The sequence below is a fragment of the Erwinia sp. MYb375 genome (assembly GCF_037479175.1).
GTDB classification, from domain to species: Bacteria; Pseudomonadota; Gammaproteobacteria; order Enterobacterales; family Enterobacteriaceae; genus Erwinia; species Erwinia rhapontici.
The window spans coordinates 659625-678517 of the sequence record NZ_JBBGZS010000014.1 but is presented as its reverse complement, the minus strand read 5'-3'; the positions used below and the strand labels follow the sequence as shown (position 1 = coordinate 678517).

General features: G+C 51.4%; 19 protein-coding genes, 1 tRNA gene and 1 pseudogene. 9 read left to right on the top strand and 12 right to left on the bottom strand.

Annotated elements, in window-relative coordinates; all coding sequences use genetic code 11:
• Window positions 1-4: 4 nt before the first annotated feature.
• From WH279_RS09810 to WH279_RS09770, 9 genes are read right to left on the bottom strand one after another with little or no spacing between them, the layout of a single operon-like run.
• Window positions 5-904 carry a hypothetical protein gene (locus WH279_RS09810; protein ID WP_339456164.1) on the bottom strand — a complete coding sequence of 300 codons (900 nt, stop codon included), beginning with the start codon at window positions 902-904 and terminating at the stop codon, window positions 5-7.
• An 18-nt stretch (window positions 905-922) separates the two neighbouring features.
• On the bottom strand, window positions 923-2329 hold the full coding sequence (locus WH279_RS09805) for a glycosyltransferase family 2 protein (RefSeq protein ID WP_339456162.1): 1407 nt from the start codon (window positions 2327-2329) through the stop codon (window positions 923-925).
• 10 nt (window positions 2330-2339) lie between these two features.
• Window positions 2340-2783, bottom strand: coding sequence for a flagellar export protein FliJ (locus WH279_RS09800; protein WP_339456160.1), 444 nt, complete (start codon window positions 2781-2783; stop codon window positions 2340-2342).
• A gap of 38 nt (window positions 2784-2821) precedes the next feature.
• On the bottom strand, window positions 2822-4141 hold the full coding sequence (gene fliI, locus WH279_RS09795) for a flagellar protein export ATPase FliI (RefSeq protein ID WP_339456158.1): 1320 nt from the start codon (window positions 4139-4141) through the stop codon (window positions 2822-2824).
• On the bottom strand, window positions 4138-4857 hold the full coding sequence (gene fliH / locus WH279_RS09790; protein WP_339456156.1) for a flagellar assembly protein FliH: 720 nt from the start codon (window positions 4855-4857) through the stop codon (window positions 4138-4140). Before fliH ends, fliI begins: the two co-directional genes overlap by 4 nt.
• Before the next feature lie 4 nt (window positions 4858-4861).
• Entirely contained in the window at window positions 4862-5908 is a 1047-nt protein-coding gene (locus tag WH279_RS09785; RefSeq protein ID WP_339456154.1) for a flagellar motor switch protein FliG, read from the bottom strand.
• Entirely contained in the window at window positions 5877-7499 is a 1623-nt protein-coding gene (gene fliF, locus WH279_RS09780; protein WP_445235241.1) for a flagellar basal-body MS-ring/collar protein FliF, read from the bottom strand. The genes WH279_RS09785 and fliF overlap by 32 nt, the downstream gene beginning before the upstream one ends.
• 20 nt (window positions 7500-7519) lie before the next feature.
• Window positions 7520-7879, bottom strand: a complete 360-nt coding sequence (locus tag WH279_RS09775; protein WP_339456150.1) for a flagellar hook-basal body complex protein FliE — start codon at window positions 7877-7879, stop codon at window positions 7520-7522.
• Between the two features lie 24 nt (window positions 7880-7903).
• Window positions 7904-8893 carry a sigma-54 interaction domain-containing protein gene (locus WH279_RS09770; RefSeq protein ID WP_339456274.1) on the bottom strand — a complete coding sequence of 330 codons (990 nt, stop codon included), beginning with the start codon at window positions 8891-8893 and terminating at the stop codon, window positions 7904-7906.
• Between the two features lie 510 nt (window positions 8894-9403).
• Between WH279_RS09770 and WH279_RS09765 the strand changes: the two genes are divergently transcribed.
• The 9 genes and pseudogenes from WH279_RS09765 to WH279_RS09725 form a co-directional block, all read left to right on the top strand.
• Complete coding sequence (locus WH279_RS09765) at window positions 9404-10279, top strand: FliM/FliN family flagellar motor switch protein (protein WP_339456148.1); 876 nt, start codon at window positions 9404-9406, stop codon at window positions 10277-10279.
• On the top strand, window positions 10272-10652 hold the full coding sequence (fliN, locus tag WH279_RS09760; RefSeq protein ID WP_339456146.1) for a flagellar motor switch protein FliN: 381 nt from the start codon (window positions 10272-10274) through the stop codon (window positions 10650-10652). The genes WH279_RS09765 and fliN overlap by 8 nt, the downstream gene beginning before the upstream one ends.
• Window positions 10649-11416 carry a flagellar type III secretion system pore protein FliP gene (gene fliP, locus WH279_RS09755; RefSeq protein ID WP_339456144.1) on the top strand — a complete coding sequence of 256 codons (768 nt, stop codon included), beginning with the start codon at window positions 10649-10651 and terminating at the stop codon, window positions 11414-11416. The genes fliN and fliP overlap by 4 nt, the downstream gene beginning before the upstream one ends.
• Window positions 11413-11685 carry a flagellar biosynthesis protein FliQ gene (gene fliQ, locus WH279_RS09750; protein ID WP_200641444.1) on the top strand — a complete coding sequence of 91 codons (273 nt, stop codon included), beginning with the start codon at window positions 11413-11415 and terminating at the stop codon, window positions 11683-11685. The genes fliP and fliQ overlap by 4 nt, the downstream gene beginning before the upstream one ends.
• 2 nt (window positions 11686-11687) lie before the next feature.
• Window positions 11688-12461, top strand: a complete 774-nt coding sequence (fliR, locus tag WH279_RS09745; protein ID WP_200641443.1) for a flagellar biosynthetic protein FliR — start codon at window positions 11688-11690, stop codon at window positions 12459-12461.
• The gene (gene flhB / locus WH279_RS09740) at window positions 12461-13594 is read left to right on the top strand and encodes a flagellar biosynthesis protein FlhB (protein ID WP_339456139.1); all 1134 of its coding nucleotides are present in this window, start codon (window positions 12461-12463) and stop codon (window positions 13592-13594) included. The genes fliR and flhB overlap by 1 nt, the downstream gene beginning before the upstream one ends.
• Complete coding sequence (locus WH279_RS09735) at window positions 13581-15686, top strand: flagellar biosynthesis protein FlhA (RefSeq protein ID WP_339456137.1); 2106 nt, start codon at window positions 13581-13583, stop codon at window positions 15684-15686. The genes flhB and WH279_RS09735 overlap by 14 nt, the downstream gene beginning before the upstream one ends.
• A gap of 136 nt (window positions 15687-15822) precedes the next feature.
• Entirely contained in the window at window positions 15823-16167 is a 345-nt protein-coding gene (locus tag WH279_RS09730) for a DUF1294 domain-containing protein (protein ID WP_339456135.1), read from the top strand.
• A gap of 957 nt (window positions 16168-17124) precedes the next feature.
• Window positions 17125-17238, top strand: a pseudogene (locus WH279_RS09725) (IS3 family transposase); the annotation flags it as partial.
• A gap of 102 nt (window positions 17239-17340) precedes the next feature.
• Here the strand turns inward: WH279_RS09725 and WH279_RS09720 are convergent.
• The 3 genes from WH279_RS09720 to WH279_RS09710 form a co-directional block, all read right to left on the bottom strand.
• Complete coding sequence (locus tag WH279_RS09720) at window positions 17341-17505, bottom strand: YdcA family protein (RefSeq protein WP_339456133.1); 165 nt, start codon at window positions 17503-17505, stop codon at window positions 17341-17343.
• A gap of 706 nt (window positions 17506-18211) precedes the next feature.
• Window positions 18212-18288, bottom strand: a tRNA-Arg gene (locus WH279_RS09715).
• Between the two features lie 234 nt (window positions 18289-18522).
• A complete protein-coding gene (locus WH279_RS09710) occupies window positions 18523-18840 on the bottom strand; it encodes a hypothetical protein (protein ID WP_200641423.1) in 318 nt (105 codons plus the stop codon).
• Between the last annotated feature and the right edge of the window lie 53 nt (window positions 18841-18893).

Below are 18893 nucleotides of genomic sequence, written 5' to 3'. Positions count from 1 at the left end.
GCGCTTATCTCAGCAGGCTGATCCCGGCCAACAGCGGATTATCGCTAGCGGCACCCTCAGGGACACGTTGCCATGCGGCAAACAGCGCAGCAATCGTCTCATCATCCAGCATCATTTCACTGTGGATAAAAATGGCGCACAGCATTTTCACACTGAAAAAGTGCTGACACAGACGGTAGAACTGCTGCTCCCAAGCACTCTCATTCTCACCAGGAAAAACATCATGGTAAAACGCATACAGCAACGCATTGAGGAATACACTGCGGTGTAACTGCATGAATTCCGCCAGCTGCGACGCCTGCTCCAGTTCTTGCAGAGTGTCCTGCAAATAGTCGGAAGTCATCACGTTAATGTCGTTCAGCTTCAGTATCAGCGTCATGCCGGTCAGTGGATCCAGGCTGGCATCCAGCTCGCAGCGGCTCAATGCCTTTAGCGCGGCAAGCTTTGACGTATCAATCACCGGAAGTTGCTCAAAAGCCTGCGCCATCATCCCCTGCTGCATCAGCCCGATCAGTTCATCACCGAGGGCTTCAATTTGCTGAGGTTCGGACAGTTGGCTGCTTTTACTGATCAGAACACCCAGCGTGTAGAGTACCTGCTCAGGAGACGCATCGCCGGAGATAGCCAGGTTAATCGCCGCCTGATTTAGCGCCTGCAGGCGCGGATCGAGGGGTCTGGCGTTCGGTTTTTCTGAGCGGCCACTGTGCAGGATAAACGCATCTTCACGGCACAGGATTTCACGTGCCGCACGGTCACAATCCAGTAAGGCGCTGTGGCGGATTTGATCCTGCCAGCGAAGTATCACCGTCGACGGCTGACGCTGGCAACATGGGCAGTGACAAGGGTCGGCGTTCTGCTCCAGTCGCAGAACGAATTCAGGAGTGTAACTTTCAATCGTATTCACAATCGCTCCGGGGCGGGGTTAATGTTTGTTTAAGGTGGCTAACTTACGGAAGAAATGATGGGCCAGCGGGTCACCCGCCTCATCGCTGTCCTGATAGATGTAACTGGGGTAAAGGGCAAACCAGCGCCCGCTCAGACACAGTTCGTGCCACGGCAAATTTTGCTGGCCGTACAGATCATCAGGTGCCGCACGCTGCTCACGCTGTGCCGTTTTCAGCATGGAAATAAAATCGGCATAGCGATCCTGATGCACGGCATAAGCCACTGGCCGGGTGACCCGGGTCGCCCTGAGTGCCGCGGGCAAGGATTTCAGCGGCTGCCCGTTTTTCAGCTCGCATCCCAGCAACAGCACATCCCATTGGATTTCACGACAGGCAGACAGCAGCTGGTTGAGGTTTTGTACCGTCTTTTCCTGCCGTACAAAGCAGGTACGATCGTCAAGTATCAGATAGTTCCGCCAGCCCGCCGCCTGCGCTTTTTCAACCGCCTGTAAATGGCTGGATGCCAGTGGTTCTCCCGGCTGCGGACAGATAATCTCCAGCTGTGTCCGCTGGACACCCTGCGCATACAGACTGCGGATATAACCCGCCAGCTGTGTTTCATCCCTGGAACAGGCGTTAACCATCACACGGTCGAAAAAGGTCCAGTCAATGTGTGTATTGACCGGCGCGTGCTGTAATCGCTGATAGAACTTACGCAGATGCGCATCAGTGACATAATCACCCAGATGCTTTGTGTCGCGCTCTGCGCTGCCCATAACAAAATCTTTATCGAAGGTATTGGCGTTATGTGAGATGCAGAGAATGCTGCGCTCGGGTGCCAGTTGCAGGACAGGCGTCGTGAAGCCATTCAGAAAATGGCTCTCTTCTGCCAGCGTGGCATCATCATCATAGCGATGATGTTTAAGATATGAGCGGTGAAAGGCAAATGTGCCATTCAGTGCATGTTGGGGTCCCCATGCATGGCTCAGATAGATGCGGTCAATATGGCTGTACCAGATGGGGATCCTGTCGCAGCCCGCAAATTGCGCCTTATGATGCTGCATTTCCGCAATGGTATAGCTGATTTTATCTGCCGGATAATAGTCATCATCATCCATACAGATAATGTACTCTCCCTTTGCTAACGCGTTGAGACGGTTACGCTTCGCCCCAATCGTCAGGCGCTCTGGCAAAGAGTAGTAGCGGATCAGGTGCGGACAGGCAGCATACTTTTTCATGCTCTCAATCAGGTCAGCATTGCTACAGGCCGAGTCATCCAGAATCACCAACTCCCGCCGATCGGCGGGATAGTCCTGGTACTGGAACATATACAGTAGATAGGGCAAAAAAGTCCTGCGGTTCCATGTGGGTGTCACTACGCTGACAAAAGGAAGAGGAGACCTCTTCTCTGAAGGCAATTGAGTCACATTACGCTTATTTTTCATCTTGTTGTCGCTACCTGGTGATTCCCTGCTTGCGCATCCAACTCTGTATCGCCTGAGCATCGGTTATTTTTTGCTGGTCGCGCTCTAACACCTGCCTGAGCGCGACTCTTTGCTGTTCCATCACGGTGTTGATCGCCATCTCACGCCGGGCCTGCTCTATCAGCTCACGCTGGATCGCCATATGCTCAATAACGGCCAGCGCTTTCTCCTGCTCCTGCCAGCCGATGACACGCTGAATGGTGGCTTTGAATCGCGCCTGGTTATTCATCTGAGCAGCACCGGCAGCCATCCCACTGCTGCTGTCGCTGAGTGCACTCAAGGCTTCAATGTTGTTGCTATAACGCTGGCAGACCTGCTTTTGCTGCATAAGCTTGCCAGTGGTTTTTTCCACATCGCGTTGACGCATCTGATACAGCATTTCCAATATACGAAGGCTTTCCGGCTCGCGGCTCATGAGATCATATCCTTATGATTTTTTTTATATTTTCGACGTCAGGCCTTTGCCAGCGTCTCGAGGTCACTAAAACTGCTTTCCAGAGAGCGACATTCGTCCACCTGCTGACGTAAAAAATTTTCTACCGCAGGGAAGAGACGAACCGCGCGATCCGCCCCGGCATCCACGCCTGCAACGTAGCCCCCGAGGGGAAGCAGAGGCTTAATGGCCACATAGTCGGCATACAGCTGTTTAAGCCCACGGGCCGCCTGCTGGTGCGATTTCTCTGTCACTTGATTCATACAGCGGCTGATACTCTGCCCGATATCAATCGCCGGGTAGTGGCCGGCTTCAGCCAGATGGCGGGACAAAACAATGTGTCCGTCCAGCACCGCCCTGGCACAGTCAACAATGGGATCCTGCTGGTCATCACCTTCAGCCAGCACGGTATAGATAGCGGTCATCGTTCCCTCCCCTTCAGCGTTTCCTGCTGTTTCCACCAGCCTGGGAATAATGCCAAACGCCGAGGGAGGATAGCCTTTGGTCGCCGGAGGCTCCCCCAGTGACAGCGCAATTTCACGCTGCGCCATCGCATAACGTGTTAGTGAATCCACTAACAACAGAACGTCTTTGCCACGATCGCGGTAGTGAGTCGCGATGGCATGACAAAGTTCAGTGGCTTTGATTCTCATCAGCGGTGATTCATCCGCTGGCGCTGCCACCACCACCGATTTTGCCATTCCTGCGGCCTGCAACGCCTGTTCAATAAACTCTTTCACTTCGCGGCCGCGTTCTCCGATCAGCCCGACCACCACCACATCAGCACGGGTACAGCGGGTGATCATACCCAGCAGTACGCTCTTCCCCACGCCCGATCCGGCCATCAACCCGACACGCTGCCCTTTACCGATGGTCAGCAAACCGTTGATGGCCTTCACGCCAACGTCCAGCGGACTGTCCACAGGCTTACGGGTCAGCGGATGGATCTGTGGGATCTGCTGCTGTAATACCGTGTCTCCCTCGAGTTTTCCGCGCCCGTCAATCGGTTCACCCACACCGTTAATCACCCGGCCCAGCCAGCCGTCGCCAATCAGTATTTCGCTTTGTTTCTCCGCCGGGAATACGCGGGCGCCAGCCATCAGACCCTGTGGTTGTTTGAACGGCATCAGATAAGTCACATCCCGATCGAAGCCAACCGCCTGAGCGTCAATCAGTTCGCCGGCGCGGCTCTCTATTTGGCAGCGCTGCCCTATCGCCAGCTGGCATCCCAGAGACTCCAGCAGCAGACCGTTAGCACGAACCAGCCTTCCGGCGACGCGGGCAAGGCTGATGTTTTCGATCGATTTCAGGGCCTTATCAAAAGACGATGGAATACTCATGGCTGGTCTGACTCATCCTGCGACTGAGACAGACTCTGAGACAGAACGTCCATACACTGCTCAAGCCGATGGGCGCAGCCGACATCCATTTCCGCCGACTCGGTGATAATTTTGCACTCTCCTGCCGCCATATCCGGATCAGCCGTGAGCCCCCACTCTTTGACTTTGCTGGCTTCACTCTCGCTAATGCGGGCAAACTCTTCCGGGTTGAGCAACACACGCAGCCGCTTCGGTGCTTCCGGCAGACTGCCCAATGCTTCTTCGACAAGTGCCAGCAGCTGTCCTGGCTGAAGCGCCAGCTCACAGCGGATCACCTGACGCGTGACTTTCTCCACCAGCTGTAGCAGTTCATTACGCCGACGCTCTTCGTGTTCATCCAGTGCACTCTGCATCTGTGCAACCAGATTCTCCAGCGGCCGCGCCGCCAGCATGAATTCGGTATGGGCAATGCGTTTACCGTCTTCCCGCCCCAGGCGCATCCCCTCTTCGCTCCCTCTGGCCAGCCCATCCTGATAGCCTTGTTCTTTCCCCTGCGCCATCCCCTGTTCAAAGCCATCACTGACGCCCTGCTGGAAACCCGCCATCAGCTGTTGCTGATACACGCCCGTATCCTCTGGCTGCGCCTGATTTTTACCCTGTGACCACGCCTTGCGCAGTGGCGGAAACGGGTGACGACGTACGCTGTTATTGTTTGAGTTATCGTTTTTTCCGCTCATTCACCTACTCCACGGTCTGTTCGCTGAACAGCTGCACCTGGATCTCATCGTCTTCAGCCAGTTCACGTACGCGAGTCATAATCTCTTTGCGTACCTGTTCGATACGGCTGACAGGCAGCGATCCCAGGCGTGAGATCGTACTTTGCAGCAACTGGACCTGACGTTTTGGCATGACTGAGTAGATCGCCTGACTCAGCACGGCTTCGGTTCCCTTCAGTGCAATAGCCCACTGTTCCATCGGGATCTCTTCCAACAGACGCTGTATCGTGGCTTCATTCTGGCGGCTAAGAATATAGAATTCGTACATTTCTGTTTTCAGCTCGTCCACCACGTTTTCGTCACGCGCATGTAACTGGTCCAGCAGCATCTGCTGACTACCGGGAATGCGATTAACGATATTCGCTGCCTGTTTAATCCCCTGCACTTTGGAACCATGCTCGGACAGAACGGCCACACCACGCTCAATCAGACGGTCCAGTTCATCCACCACATCGCGATTGATGTCATCCAGCCTGGCGATACGATAGAGAATTTCATCCTGCCGCGTCGCATCCAGATGAGTGAGCACGGTGGCGGCCACATCGGGCGGTAAAAAGGCGAGAAATACCGCCTGCAATTGCAAATGCTCCTGGTCGATCAATGCGGCCAGCTGCGGAGTATCCACCCACTGCAGACGGGCCATGCGATAACGGATCTCGTCGCCGTAGATGCCGTTAATCACGCTGCGTGCAATCTCGCCGCCCAGTGCCCGTTCAAGTATGTTGCGCAGATAGCTGCGTGACGCGCCGTTGATACCACTCAACTCGCGATAGTCCAGGAAGAAGCTGTTCATTGCATCCCGCGCCTGAGACAGCTTGATGCCGTGCAGGCGCGCCATGGTTTCGCTCAATCGCAGCACCTCCTCGCGGGAGAATTTACTCATTACTGTCGCGGCAGCCTCTTCCCCAATGCTCAGTAATACAATGGCTGCCTGCTCAAGTCGGGGAGGCTGACTGTCAGTGTTGCTGCTTTTGCTGCTATTATTTTCTACTGCTGCTGCTGCTTCGCTCATTGCTGCTAATCCACTGTTTAATCACTTCAGCCACGCGATCGGTTTCGTTTTGGGCCAGAGTTTGTAAGTAGGCGATCTTGGTTTCCAGACCGGAACTTTGAGTAGGAAGGTGTTCATCGCCCTGGAACGAACCGACAGGCAGAGATGATGCGTGCCCATCGACCTCATCACCCTCATCACTTCCACTCTCGGACAGGCCGAGAGCGGAGATGTCTTTAGCCGCAGAGGTTTCTGCCCGACGTCCCACGCGGCGCATCATCGGCAACAATCCAAACAAGGTAATCACCGCAATCAATAGCGCGATCCCACCGCGTTTAATCCAGTCGATCACCGTCTGACGCTCCCACCAGGGAACCTCTGTCTCAACATAGGGCTGAATATCATTGAAGCTGAGCAGGCTCAGGGTCAGGGCATCACCGCGTCCGGCATCAATACCTGCCGCCTGGATCAGCATATTTTCAACCTGCTGCTGGTGTTCTTTCGTCCACGCTTTGACGGTTGGAGCGTTCTGATTAAGTACCACCGCCACTGACAGTTTCTCCAGTTGGAAGCCCGGATAACGAATATGGCGGACATCGCGATCATAGTTATACTGGCGCTGTGACTGGTTTCGCATGGCCTGCGGAGAGGCATTATTATTCCCAGGCGTATTCACTGGCTGATTCGCCGGGCGGTTGCTCAGGGAACCTGGAATACCGAGTGCCAGTTGCTCGGAGGTATTTTCCCGCATCAGGCTTTCACTGGCCGTACGAGGATCACCGATGAACCGTTCCTGTGTTTCTTCAATCTGGCTGAAGTTAAGGCGTGGTACGACGCTGATACGGAAGTTTTCACTGCCGATCACCGGTAACAACACATTCGCCAGATTTCGTTCGGTGTCGCGGCGCAAACGCTGAATCGCTTCGCTTCCTGATTTACCCTCCTGCCGGTGATTCTGCTCATCCAGCCCCAGGGACAGCAGCGTGCCGTGCTGATCAACAAGCCGTACCTGCTGAGTTTTCATTCCCGGCATGCTGCCAGCGACCAGGTTCACAATGGCGGCCACCTGGTCATCAGTCAGATCCCTGCCGTAGCGTAGCCGCAGAACGACTGAGGCACTGCTGTCCGGCTTATTACTCAGGACAAAAGAGCTGGTTTCGCTGATGCCCAGATGTACACGAGCAAACTCCACGGCATCCAGCGCCATAATGCTCTGGGCCAGCTCACCTTCAAGGCTGCGTTTTAAACGGACATTCTGGATAAACTGGCTACTACCCAGCATCTCTTCTTTATCCATCAGCTCGTAGCCGGCAGGTGTCTGAGCACGAATACCTTTCGCTGCCAGCGCCATGCGGGCCTTCGGCAGATCGCTTTCACGCACCATCAGGCTGCCGCTCTGCGGCTCAACACGATAGGGGATCTGCTCGCCGCCCAGAACCTCAACCACCTGCTCGATGGGAATGTTCTGTTGAGCACCGAAAAGCAGGGTGTAATGGCTATTGTTCTGCCACAGCAGGGCAACAATGATCGCCGTTGCCGCCAATGCCCCCACGACGGGTCGCCACACTTTTTTGATTTTTTCTACCGGCAAACCTGCCAGCAGCGATTTCATTTTCTCGCCCACGCTGCACCCTAAATTGAGATATTGATGACTTCATCGAAGGCAGTGTTGAGCTTATTACGCACCTGCATCATGGCGTAAAACGCGACGCTGGCCTTCTGGCTCTCCAGCATCGCGCCCATCAGGTCATCACTGGTTCCCATGTCTACCGCGCGCTGTTTTTCTGTTGCCACATGCTGCAGGTTGTCGACATGCCTGATGGTCTGTTCAAGCACAGAATTAAAGGAAGGAATGGATAACGAAGCCGTTTGCGACAGTTCCATTGCAGAGGTTACCTTGCTGCCCGTCGCCTGTGCGCGCATCTGTTCCATTTCCGCGACCATCTGCGCATGTCCGGCAGAAAACGCATTGGCGGTTATTTTTTCGATCATTTAATAGTCTTCCTGGTTAAAGAATTAAGGCATAACACTGGGGTCAAATCCCTGCTGACGCATAGAAGCCAATCGATAACGCAGCGCGCGTGGCGTGATGCCGAGAAAAGCCGCCGTCTTCGACTTGTTGCCCTTGTGACATCTCAGCAAATCGAAGATGTATTGATATTCCGCCAGACGCCCATGTTGCTTAATGGGGCGGTCACCCGCCAGCTCTGGCGGTAACACATCGTGAAGGGAGGGGATTTGGGAATCCGATGTCGGCATTCCGAGGCCAAAACACTCAGCATTGAGTACACCGTCGCTGCACATAATCAGTCCGCGCTGTATCGCATTTTCCAGTTCACGCACATTGCCGGGCCAGGCATAGTGTTGCAGCCAGCTGCGCGCTTCGGCAGTTAATGTCGGGCGGGACACCGAGTATCCCTGATATTTTTTTATAAAGAGTTCGGTCAGAGGAATAATATCCTGCTGACGATTTCTTAGAGGGAGAATATGCACGGGCACCACGGAAAGTCGATAATAAAGGTCTTGTCTGAAACGCCCTTCAGCAATTTCAACCTCAAGATTTTTATTGGTAGACGCAATCAAGCGGATATCCAGCTGAATACTCTGATGACTCCCCAGTCGCTCAACTTCCTGTTCCTGTAATACACGTAACAGTTTCACCTGCAGCGCCATTGGCATATCACCAATTTCATCCAACAGTAATGTCCCGCCGTTTGCCTGCTCAAACTTCCCTGGCTGACTGGTCACCGCGCCGGTAAACGCACCCTTCTCATAACCGAACAGTATTGCTTCTAACATACTTTCCGGTATCGCTGCACAGTTCACACCAACATAGGGAGCGGGCCTGTCGAAAGCATGATGATGAATATATTTCGCCACACACTCCTTTCCCGTACCCGTTTCACCGGTAATAAGAACAGGAACATTATGCTTTGCAACGCGTCGGGCAAGAGAAAGCAGTTTAACACTTGATTCCGCATGAGCAACAAATCCTAAACCTTCCATTTCACAACCTCCCGCTGAATTCCCCACAACAAGAATCACCTATTCACCACAGTGAAAAGGCTAATTGGCCTCTTGTAATTACAATTGAAAAAAAACGGAGTGGAATATACAGAACCTGAGAGTTAGAAAAAATCACACAGAAAACCCTCACCACAACCAAATTTTTCAGCGAGTATACGTATAATGCCAATCAAGGTCACATTAATTGACATTAAAAAAATATTATCCTTTAAATTCAATAACTAACAATTAACCCAGCTCATAAAAAGTAAATAATAAGTAAAAACAAAAAAGATAATTGAAGTATTAATAATGATTTTTTCATTGCCATATGAATTTGTTATTGCTCTAATCTCCACCTGAAAAATCAAGCAGTGATAAAACATCCTGATATAGGGTAAAGGCGACTGGAAAAACCAAAAGTTAAATGCACTTACCCCTGACAGAAAAATCTCCCCCCTGGAAAAATTAGCCATGGAAGTGAGATCATAATCCATCGGAATAAAACCAATGAGACAGACCTGTAGCCAGGTAAAAATTCATCACGCTGGCAATCATCCAGAACTGATGAAATTAGAAGTCAATAAGCTTGGCCGGCCATATCATAAAATACCAAAAATATTTAACGATATGCATGACAGTTTAGATGCGAAAATTAACACCTATTTCCTTAAAAAATACCGTGTTAACGTCACACTAAAAACCATGAGTTTTGAAATGGACGCCTGGCAAAAACAGACAAAGGTTCTTTCCAGCGATATTGGGAACCTTGCGTTTGACATCGAGAGAAAGCTGTTACTCAGTATTCTTCATGATTATTACGGACTCAACAAAGAGCGTCAGGATAGTATTGCCTTACAGGATTCCCCCGTAACAAAAACAGAGGAGAGGCTAAAAAACAAACTCGCTCAGGAACTGGTCACATTGATTACCGGCGAGGGTTTATTTGGCAATGCATTGAACATTAAAACTGATCCGGCATCACTGATTACACAATGGTCCTACCGCATCAATTTTACTCTGGAAGGCTATGAGGGTGAGTTTTCTCTGCTACTGGATAATGCGCATGTCGATAGTTTACTGGTGAATTTGCGTCAACAAGCAGCGCGCTGCCCACTGACCCACCCTGAGACGCCGGCAGCGAATTTACAAACCTCCTTTATGACGCTACCCGTTCGCTTAACTGGAAAACTGGTCAGTATTCCCCTCACGGTGGCTGAACTACTCCAGCTTAAAAGCGGTGACATCCTGCCGATGACACTTGGCGATCGTACTCCGCTGTTTATTGGTAAGCAGTTGCTGTTCAACGCGGTCATTGCAGAAGATCACGGAAAATTATTTTTTTCAGAATTTAACGAGTTAAACAACGAGAAATCTTATGACTGAAGTAAATGGACAGACGGAGAGTAAGCTCGATTTTGATTTTTCTCTGGATGATGTCGCATCGGAAGGCACTCAGGCGGGTGAAAATACAGGCCAGGACGCGATAATGCGCGAAAAACAGCGCCATTTGTCCCTGTTCAGCCGCATCCCGGTCACGCTGACGCTGGAAGTTGCTTCCGTAGAGATCTCACTGGCTGAGTTGATCAACGTTAACAACGATTCGGTGCTGGAACTGGACAAAATGGCAGGTGACCCGTTGGATGTAAAAGTTAACGGTATTCTGCTAGGCAAGGCCGAAGTGGTCGTGATTAACGATAAATACGGACTGCGAATTATCGAATTCAACAATAAAGAACTGAGCGAACTGGCACGATGAACCGCCTATTCTGGAGCCGGTCTGGGCGGGTCATGCTGACATGCGGTCTGCTGCTGACCCCGCTGCTGGCAATAGCCGAAAACAACGGGCTGGCGCTGTTCAGCGCCACCACCCTGCCCGATGGCAGCCAGGATTACAGCGTAAAAGTTGAAATCCTGATCCTGATGACGCTGCTCGGTCTGCTGCCCATCATGCTGCTGATGATGACCTGTTTTACCCGTTTTATCATCGTGCTGGCACTGCTTCGACAGGCGATCGGGTTACAGCAGAGTCCGCCTAACAAAATCCTGACCGGGATTGCTCTGGTGCTGACCATTCTGGTGATGCGCCCGGTATGGACTCAGATTTACCAGGATGCGGTGCTGCCTTATCAGGCCGATCAGATCACGCTGAAGCAGGCGCTGGCTACAGGTGAAGTACCGCTGAAAAAATTTATGCTATCGCAGACCAGCTCAACATCGCTGGCACAAATCATGACGATTGCAAATGCCAGCGGTGAACCTGAAACGCAAGATCTGACGATTGTGGCACCGGCATTTGTCCTGAGTGAATTGAAAACCGCGTTTAAGATCGGCTTTATGATCTACATCCCTTTCCTGGTGATTGACCTGATTGTCGCCAGTATTTTGATGGCAATGGGGATGATGATGCTGTCACCGCTGATCGTTTCACTGCCGTTCAAACTGATCCTTTTCGTTCTCTGCGACGGCTGGTCGCTGGTCGTCGGTACATTGACGCAAAGCGTACAAGGGCTGTCACCATGATGACGATTGATGTCGCCGGTGACATCATTGCCCAGGGGCTGAAACTGGTGTTGATGATTTCGGTGGTGGCGATCCTGCCCAGCCTGATGACCGGCCTGATAGTGAGCATATTTCAGGCCACCACGCAGATTAATGAGCAGACGTTGAGCTTTCTTCCTCGCCTGGTGATGACCATGCTGGTGCTGGTGTTCGCCGGTAAATGGATGCTGACGCAGCTGATCGATTATACCCTGTTGATTTTTGAACAGGCCTCGACCCTGGTAGGCTGATCATGGGCATCCCGATTCACCAACTGATTGACCCGCTGCTGGCGCTGTGGCTGCCGTTTGTGCGTATTGCCGCCTTTTTCCATTTCTGCCCCATTTTTGAACATCGGGCGTTTCCACGCAAAGCCAAGGCCGGGCTGGCGCTGCTGTTAAGCATCGTGATGACCCCGATGCTGGACAATAACGTGGTGTTGAGTGAGCTGATGACGGTGCAGACCCTGTTGTTGACCGGCGAGCAGCTCCTCTGGGGATTACTCTTCGGCCAGATGCTGAACTGGGTATTTGCCGCGCTGCAAGCCGCAGGGGCGATACTGTCGATGAATATGGGACTGGGCATGGCAGTGATGAACGATCCGGGTAACGGCAGCTCAACCATGGTGATCTCACAAATTGTTTTCGTGTTTGCCGTCCTGCTGTTTTTCATTATGGACGGCCACCTGCTGCTGATCACCATCCTGTATAAGGGATTCGCCTACTGGCCGATTGGCCAGGCGATTAACGCGTTAACCCTGCGTACCTTCACCACCGGTGCTGGCTGGCTGCTGGCCAGTGCGCTGCTGTTGGCGTTACCGACGGTGTTTATCATGCTGCTGGTGCAGGGGGTTTTCGGTCTGTTAAACCGCATCTCACCCACGCTGAACCTGTTTGCGCTCGGTTTTCCTATCAGCATGCTGTTTGGTTTGTTCTGCCTGGTGCTACTCAGTAACAGTATTCCGCAGCATTATCTGGCACTCACTAATCAGGTTTTAGCCCAGTTTGACCAGCTAAGGAACCACTGATGTCTGCCAATAGCGGTGATAAAACTGAAAAACCGTCCTCCACGAAGCTGAATAAATCACGCAAAAAAGGGGATATTCCACGCTCAAAAGACGTGACGATGGCCGCAGGGCTTGTGGCTAGCTTGTTCACGGTCAGCGCCTTCTTTCCGTTTTATCGTGACCAGGTTCAGGCGTCATTCACGGCGGTAAGCCAGATGGGCCCACGCATTCATGATGACGGTGCCCTGCACCAGTTCATGCTGACTCAGGTGCTGATTATTTTAAAGGTTCTTGCAACACTGGTGCCGATCTCTCTGGCGGCCTGCCTTGCTACGCTGGTTCCAGGCGGCTGGGTTTTTGTCCCCAACCGCATTAAACCGGACTTTAAAAAACTCAATCCGATCTCTGGCCTGAAGCGGCTGGTCAGCAAACAGCACCTCATCGATGTGCTAAAGATGATCCTTAAATGTGCCGTGTTACTGGCGCTGCTGTGGTCCAGCATTCAGCACGAACTGCCCGTGATCATGACATTACAGACACACTTTTTGCATGAGGCTATCTACACCGGATTAGCTCACTACGCCGGGGTCATGAAGGTCTTTATTATCACTATTGCCATTTTTGCCTTTATTGATGTGCCACTGAGTCAATTTTTCTTCACTAAAAAAATGCGCATGACTAAAAAAGAAGTGCGTGATGAGCATAAAAACCAGGACGGTAACCCTCAGATAAAAGGACGTATTCGCCAGCTGCAACACCAAATGGCCATGGGACAAATTAATCGGCAAGTGCCACAAGCGGATGTGGTGATCGTTAACCCAACGCACTATGCCGTTGCCCTGAAATACGCGCCCGATAAGGCTGCCGCCCCGTATATTGTGGCGAAAGGACTGGATGACGTCGCATTGCATATCCGCAGCGTAGCCAGCAAACACCAGATTGAAATCGTGGAGTTTCCTCCTCTCGCTCGCTCTGTTTATTACAGTACACGTGTTAACCAGCAGATCCCCACGTCACTTTACCGGGCTATCGCTCAGGTGCTGACATACGTTATGCAGCTAAAATCCTGGCGTACCGGGCAAGGTGAAAAACCGCATCTCGATCTGCATATTCCTCTTCCTGAAAATGAGTTAAAAAATCATGGCAACGTTTAATGTAAACTCGCTAAAAGCCCTGCTGCGCAACAGTCAAATCAGTGTGCCGTTGCTGCTGCTCAGTGTGCTGGCAATGGTTATTTTACCGTTGCCGCCGATCGTGCTGGATGTGTTGTTCACCTTCAATATCGTGCTATCCATCACGGTATTGCTGGCCAGCGTCAACAGTACACGGCCGCTGGACTTCGCAGTTTTCCCGACGATTTTACTGGTGACCACACTGATGCGCCTGACACTGAACGTCGCCTCGACGCGCGTGGTGTTACTGAACGGCCATGAGGGCGTGGGTGCCGCCGGTAAGGTGATTGAATCCTTCGGTAACGTGGTCATCGGCGGCAACTTTGTCGTCGGCTTCGTGGTGTTTGTGATCCTGATGATCATCAACTTCGTGGTGGTCACCAAGGGAGCCGAACGTATTTCCGAAGTCTCGGCACGCTTCACCCTGGACGCCCTGCCCGGCAAACAGATGGCGATCGATGCGGATATGAATGCCGGGTTGATTACTCAGGAACAGGCGCGCGCACGCCGCAAAGACGTTGCCAGTGAGGCCGATTTCTATGGCGCCATGGATGGTGCTTCCAAGTTTGTACGCGGCGATGCGATTGCCGGGATCATGATCCTGCTGATCAACGTGGTCGGCGGTATTCTGATCGGTATCTTCAAATATAATCTGGATGCAGGGCAGGCCTTCGATCAGTACGTCCTCCTCACCATCGGTGATGGTCTGGTGGCACAGATCCCTTCCCTGCTGCTGGCCACGGCAGCCGCCATTATCGTCACCCGCGTCAGCGACGATGACAGTGCGGGTATTTCCGATGACATTCAGCGTCAGCTGCTGGCGAAACCCGGTACCCTTTATACCGCTGCCTTTGTCATGTTTATTCTGGCCGTGGTTCCAGGGATGCCGCATCTGGTCTTCCTGGCCTTCACCGCGTTGCTGCTGTTTACGGCCTGGCGTCAAAGCCGACAGGTCGAGAAACCCGCCAAAAATGAGCAAGATATGGCGGCATTGAGCAACGCACTGGAAGACAGCGACAGTATTAACATCTGCTGGCAAAGCATTCCCATGATTGAACCTCTGGGGCTAAACCTCGGTTATAAACTGGTCACGCTGGTCGATAAAGCGAAAGGCAATTTACTGACCCAGCGCGTACGTGGGGTACGTCAGGTTGTCTCTGAAACCAGCGGGGTACTCCTGCCGGAAATCTCTATCCGCGAAGATTTTCGCCTGAAGCCTGCGCAGTATGCCATTAAGGTGAATGGCGTACGCACGGCGGTCGGTGAAGTACATCCCGATCGTCTGATGGCCATCCCCGGCGCTGAACAGTACGGTGAAATAGATGGGGTTCTGGATACCGATCCGGCTTACGGAATGGCTGTTACCTGGATCACCCCGGATATGAAACCCCAGGCACTGAACCTGGGCTATCAAGTGGTTGACTGTGCCAGTGTCATCGCCACGCATATTAACCGGGTGACACGTGAACGTTTACCCGAACTGTTTAACTATGACGATATCACTCAGCTGAACCTGCGCCTGGCTGGCGTGGCCCCTAAACTGGCAGACGATCTGAACAATGCGTTGAATTTCAGTCAGCAGTTGAAGGTGTATCGACTGTTACTACAGGATCAGGTGTCGCTGAAGGACATCGCCACTATTGCCACAACGCTGGTTGAGAGTGCTGCGGTCACCAAGGATGCCATTCTGCTGGCCTCCGACGTGCGCTTTGCGCTGCGCCGGGCAATGGTGGCGGCTATCGCGCCAGACAGTAAACCGCTCTCCGCCTATACGCTGGATAACCAGCTGGAAAACCTGCTGCTGGGTTCACTGAACCAGGCACAACAGGCCGGAAAAGTGAGTCTGGACAGCTTCCCGGTGGACCCCAATATTCTCACCCAGCTGCAATCGACACTGCCAGTGGTGCTGGAGCAGTTGAAAGCACAGAATCTGACGTCAGTGCTGTTGGTGACGCCACAGCTGCGCCCACTCATCGCCCGCTACAGCCGCCTGTTTGCTGCCGGGCTGCATGTGCTTTCCTATAACGAAGTGCCTGATGAAGTGGATTTACGTATTGTCGGCACGGTGAGCTGAGGAAGAAAAGAGGCTGTATGGGCTTTTCCCATCATGCTGTGTTCGTTGTATCAGGCACTCAGCCGTCCACGACCCGAAGACCTGAATCGGGTATAGTGCACCTCTTTTCTGGCTGAGTGCCGCAGTGGCTAATGGTATGACCCTCAATCGCTTTTGTTATTTTATTCTGATTCTGGCTGCTGCGGGCAGTGCGTTCTCTCTACATCCCTTTATAACGTGGGCCCTGCTCGCCAGCGCGCTGACGCTGATGGTTTATGGCATGGACAAAATGGCGGCCCGCAAAGCCTGGCGCAGAGTCCCTGAGTCCACCTTGCTGATATTGGGTGTTGTCGGTGGCTGGCCTGGCGCCATTCTCGGCCAACAACTCTTTCGCCATAAAACGCAAAAACAGCCGTTTAAAACGTACTTCTTCCTCAGTGTGATAGTGAATATTATGGCGGTATTGATGATGCACTGGTCAGTGAGTTTGATAAGTTTTTAAAAGAATTCCCAACAAATGATCTCGCCGTAACGGCAATAAATATCATCACTGAAAAACGGCATGGTGACTGCGCTGATTATCCTCCTACCTTAGTCGATTTCCTCTCCTGGCTATCTGCCTACCTGAAGCAAAGACGTAAAGAATATGACGCTAAATAATATGCAATGGCTTTAGTACGGTGCATGACGCGGTGCACGGAAAAGATCACACATTACAGGCTTCAGGTTTTATGGCCTGAGATAAATAAAGCAGTTATTCGATCGTATTGATTCGCTTACTTCATCAAATTTTAGGGGAAACGCTTTCCATCAGTGCCTCAAAACTTCATCACTACGGCCTTAAGTCCAGGGAGGGTTTTTATTGTCCGTCGTTCCCATCAAGTTCCTACCTTCATCCAGTTCTGCGACGAACGTGACCTGTTTTTATTGCCACCTTAAATTGATCCGGTCAGAACCCCTAATTGCCCGGCTAATGCGCCAATTTTAATGACAATAGAACCTCCCGTGGCGTTTATCTCCAGGTATGGAAAACTTGCTACTTGAACTTTAATCTTCACCATGGTCCTCTCAAATTGAAGGCTTTTAGGTTGTTGGCAGTCACCCTATCACTCAGGTTTTCGTATCACGATAAGGACGCTACTGCTGAAAGCATGGGGGCTTAAGGGGACGTATGCTGAGGCCTAAATATCACTGGTAACCGCCCTCCTTCACGCAGACGGTATAATACTTGAGCAAGTGCTGGTGGAGCTCATATCGCGTAGAGGGAGGGGAAGTACGCCATATAGGCAAATCACGCGACGTCTGCCATAACATAGTCAGAACACACCACTTCTGCCTATAGATAAGATATAGGTAATTTATGCGGGCCTTATATGTGAGTGACCAACTGGTCTTGAGGCAATAACATGAGATTTGCAGATGATAAGTTACTTATGCCGTCACGATACAAAAACACGGCGCTGTGGCCCGGGCAGATATTTTCGATTACATTGAAGAGTTCTACAACCGTACCCGACGTCACAGCCATCTCGGTGGCGTCAGTCCGGAGGCCTTCGAAAAGGCCTCGCCGTGAGGACAGAAACTGTCTACGGGCTCGGGGTCACTCCACACCTCAAATGCAAAAGCCTCAGTAAATACCGACAAGAAGCGAGAGTACCGCTAATCATTTTCCAGTCTATCGGCACATCTTCTTCGACTTACTGATTGAACCATCATTACAAACGAACTTTTCGCCGGAACAGTGAGAAATCCCGCCCTTCTTTCCAGAACAAGGCTTGTTTGCTGCGGTTGCTGTGAGTGCAAAGAGTGACAGGATTGTCACTAAAACAATTTTTTTCATGTATCGCCCCTTCGAATGTCCCAATATTATGATGCTTTTAGTGTCTACTGCGTCCCATAGACGCCTGCAAATTTATATCAGAACAATCCGCTTTTGATCAACGCTACCTAAAAAAAAGCCTGCAATTCTCAGGCTATATCAAACATTCCGTAGTTATTTTGTTCCGCAGTGAACCAGGTGGAAGATATTCAACAAACCAGATATTGACTCAAAACAACCCTTTGTTGGTTAAGTACTGATTCAGATTCAAAGATAAAACACTTTAAAATAAATTAACATTAATCACTGAGACAACCAAACCAAGGAACCCATACCTTAACTACGAATGTAGGAGAATCCTCTAATCTGGCTGGCCATTTTCAGGCAGGAAATTCAGTACATATACCCGGATTTGTCGACCCTTAATACGGGGTGACTTGCTCTGGTAGCCCCTGTCGCTGGGTGGGTGTCGTCAGCATTCCCGCCTTATCGCAAATCGGGATCGTTTTCAAAAATTGCGAATCATGCATGCATCTTATTCGGGAAAATATTCCTGATGGGTATGCTGTTTTAAGCTTTGCTGGTGATCGACCCTGGCCGCGTAATGACCTGCCGTAAAGGACGGGTTTGATTGGAAAACAACGTAAAAATAGAGAATTTGATCTGATTGGCTGATTTATAAGAAATTTAACGATCTGGGGGGATAATTCTGGGGGGGGGGAGGAATTGGTACGCCCTACAGGATTCGAACCTGTGACCTACGGCTTAGAAGGCCGGTGCTCTATCCAACTGAGCTAAGGGCGCATTGTGATTGCGTCGAATTATACGGTGGGATCCTGCTGAGTCAACGTTTTTACCGCCTGGTGCTCCCTAATGCTGAAGTTATGAACAGTATCTAAGCTTTATCTCATTACGGGCAGGCAATCAGGGTAAGCGGTATGCGTTTTGTCTGTCGCCACAGAGGCAGAAGCAATAAGGCGCCCATAAAAAAACCCACCTGACGGTGGGCTTATCTTCTGAGTGACTGAACAGAGCGCCTTAGTTGGTCGCTTTGTTTTTCAACTCTTCTGCACCCTGCTTGGTTTTATCCCAGCCTTTTTCGGTGCCTTCTTTAGTTTTGTTCCAGGCCTTCTGGCTGCCTTCAGAAACCTTGCTGCTGGTTGAGTTGCTCTCACCTTCTGCGGCATGTTTGGCCTTCAGCTTCATCTCGGCCCCCTCATTCTGGGACTTATGCAGCTTCTCTTTGGCGGTATCAGCACCTTTATGCGCTTCAGCAACGGTGTTATCGGTGGTCGTTGCGGCGAAAACCGGAGAAGCCAGCAGCAAAGCAGACAGTGCAATAATAGTCTTTTTCATTATTCCCTCTTTCTCTTTTTAGATGATTTGCCGTGTTACAAAGTCATCCTGGC

Coding starts and splice junctions, on each gene's coding strand:
- WH279_RS09735 (WP_339456137.1), top strand. CDS start 13,581: ATGGCAACGTTTAATGTAAACTCGCTAAAAGCCCTGCTGCGCAACAGT.
- flhB (WP_339456139.1), top strand. CDS start 12,461: ATGTCTGCCAATAGCGGTGATAAAACTGAAAAACCGTCCTCCACGAAG.
- WH279_RS09785 (WP_339456154.1), bottom strand. CDS start 5,908: ATGAGCGAAGCAGCAGCAGCAGTAGAAAATAATAGCAGCAAAAGCAGC.
- WH279_RS09800 (WP_339456160.1), bottom strand. CDS start 2,783: ATGAGCCGCGAGCCGGAAAGCCTTCGTATATTGGAAATGCTGTATCAG.
- WH279_RS09710 (WP_200641423.1), bottom strand. CDS start 18,840: ATGAAAAAGACTATTATTGCACTGTCTGCTTTGCTGCTGGCTTCTCCG.
- fliP (WP_339456144.1), top strand. CDS start 10,649: ATGAACCGCCTATTCTGGAGCCGGTCTGGGCGGGTCATGCTGACATGC.
- fliQ (WP_200641444.1), top strand. CDS start 11,413: ATGATGACGATTGATGTCGCCGGTGACATCATTGCCCAGGGGCTGAAA.
- fliI (WP_339456158.1), bottom strand. CDS start 4,141: ATGAGTATTCCATCGTCTTTTGATAAGGCCCTGAAATCGATCGAAAAC.
- fliR (WP_200641443.1), top strand. CDS start 11,688: ATGGGCATCCCGATTCACCAACTGATTGACCCGCTGCTGGCGCTGTGG.
- WH279_RS09805 (WP_339456162.1), bottom strand. CDS start 2,329: ATGAAAAATAAGCGTAATGTGACTCAATTGCCTTCAGAGAAGAGGTCT.
- WH279_RS09775 (WP_339456150.1), bottom strand. CDS start 7,879: ATGATCGAAAAAATAACCGCCAATGCGTTTTCTGCCGGACATGCGCAG.
- fliH (WP_339456156.1), bottom strand. CDS start 4,857: ATGAGCGGAAAAAACGATAACTCAAACAATAACAGCGTACGTCGTCAC.
- WH279_RS09720 (WP_339456133.1), bottom strand. CDS start 17,505: ATGAAAAAAATTGTTTTAGTGACAATCCTGTCACTCTTTGCACTCACA.
- fliN (WP_339456146.1), top strand. CDS start 10,272: ATGACTGAAGTAAATGGACAGACGGAGAGTAAGCTCGATTTTGATTTT.
- WH279_RS09770 (WP_339456274.1), bottom strand. CDS start 8,893: ATGGAAGGTTTAGGATTTGTTGCTCATGCGGAATCAAGTGTTAAACTG.
- fliF (WP_445235241.1), bottom strand. CDS start 7,499: ATGAAATCGCTGCTGGCAGGTTTGCCGGTAGAAAAAATCAAAAAAGTG.
- WH279_RS09765 (WP_339456148.1), top strand. CDS start 9,404: ATGAGACAGACCTGTAGCCAGGTAAAAATTCATCACGCTGGCAATCAT.
- WH279_RS09730 (WP_339456135.1), top strand. CDS start 15,823: ATGACCCTCAATCGCTTTTGTTATTTTATTCTGATTCTGGCTGCTGCG.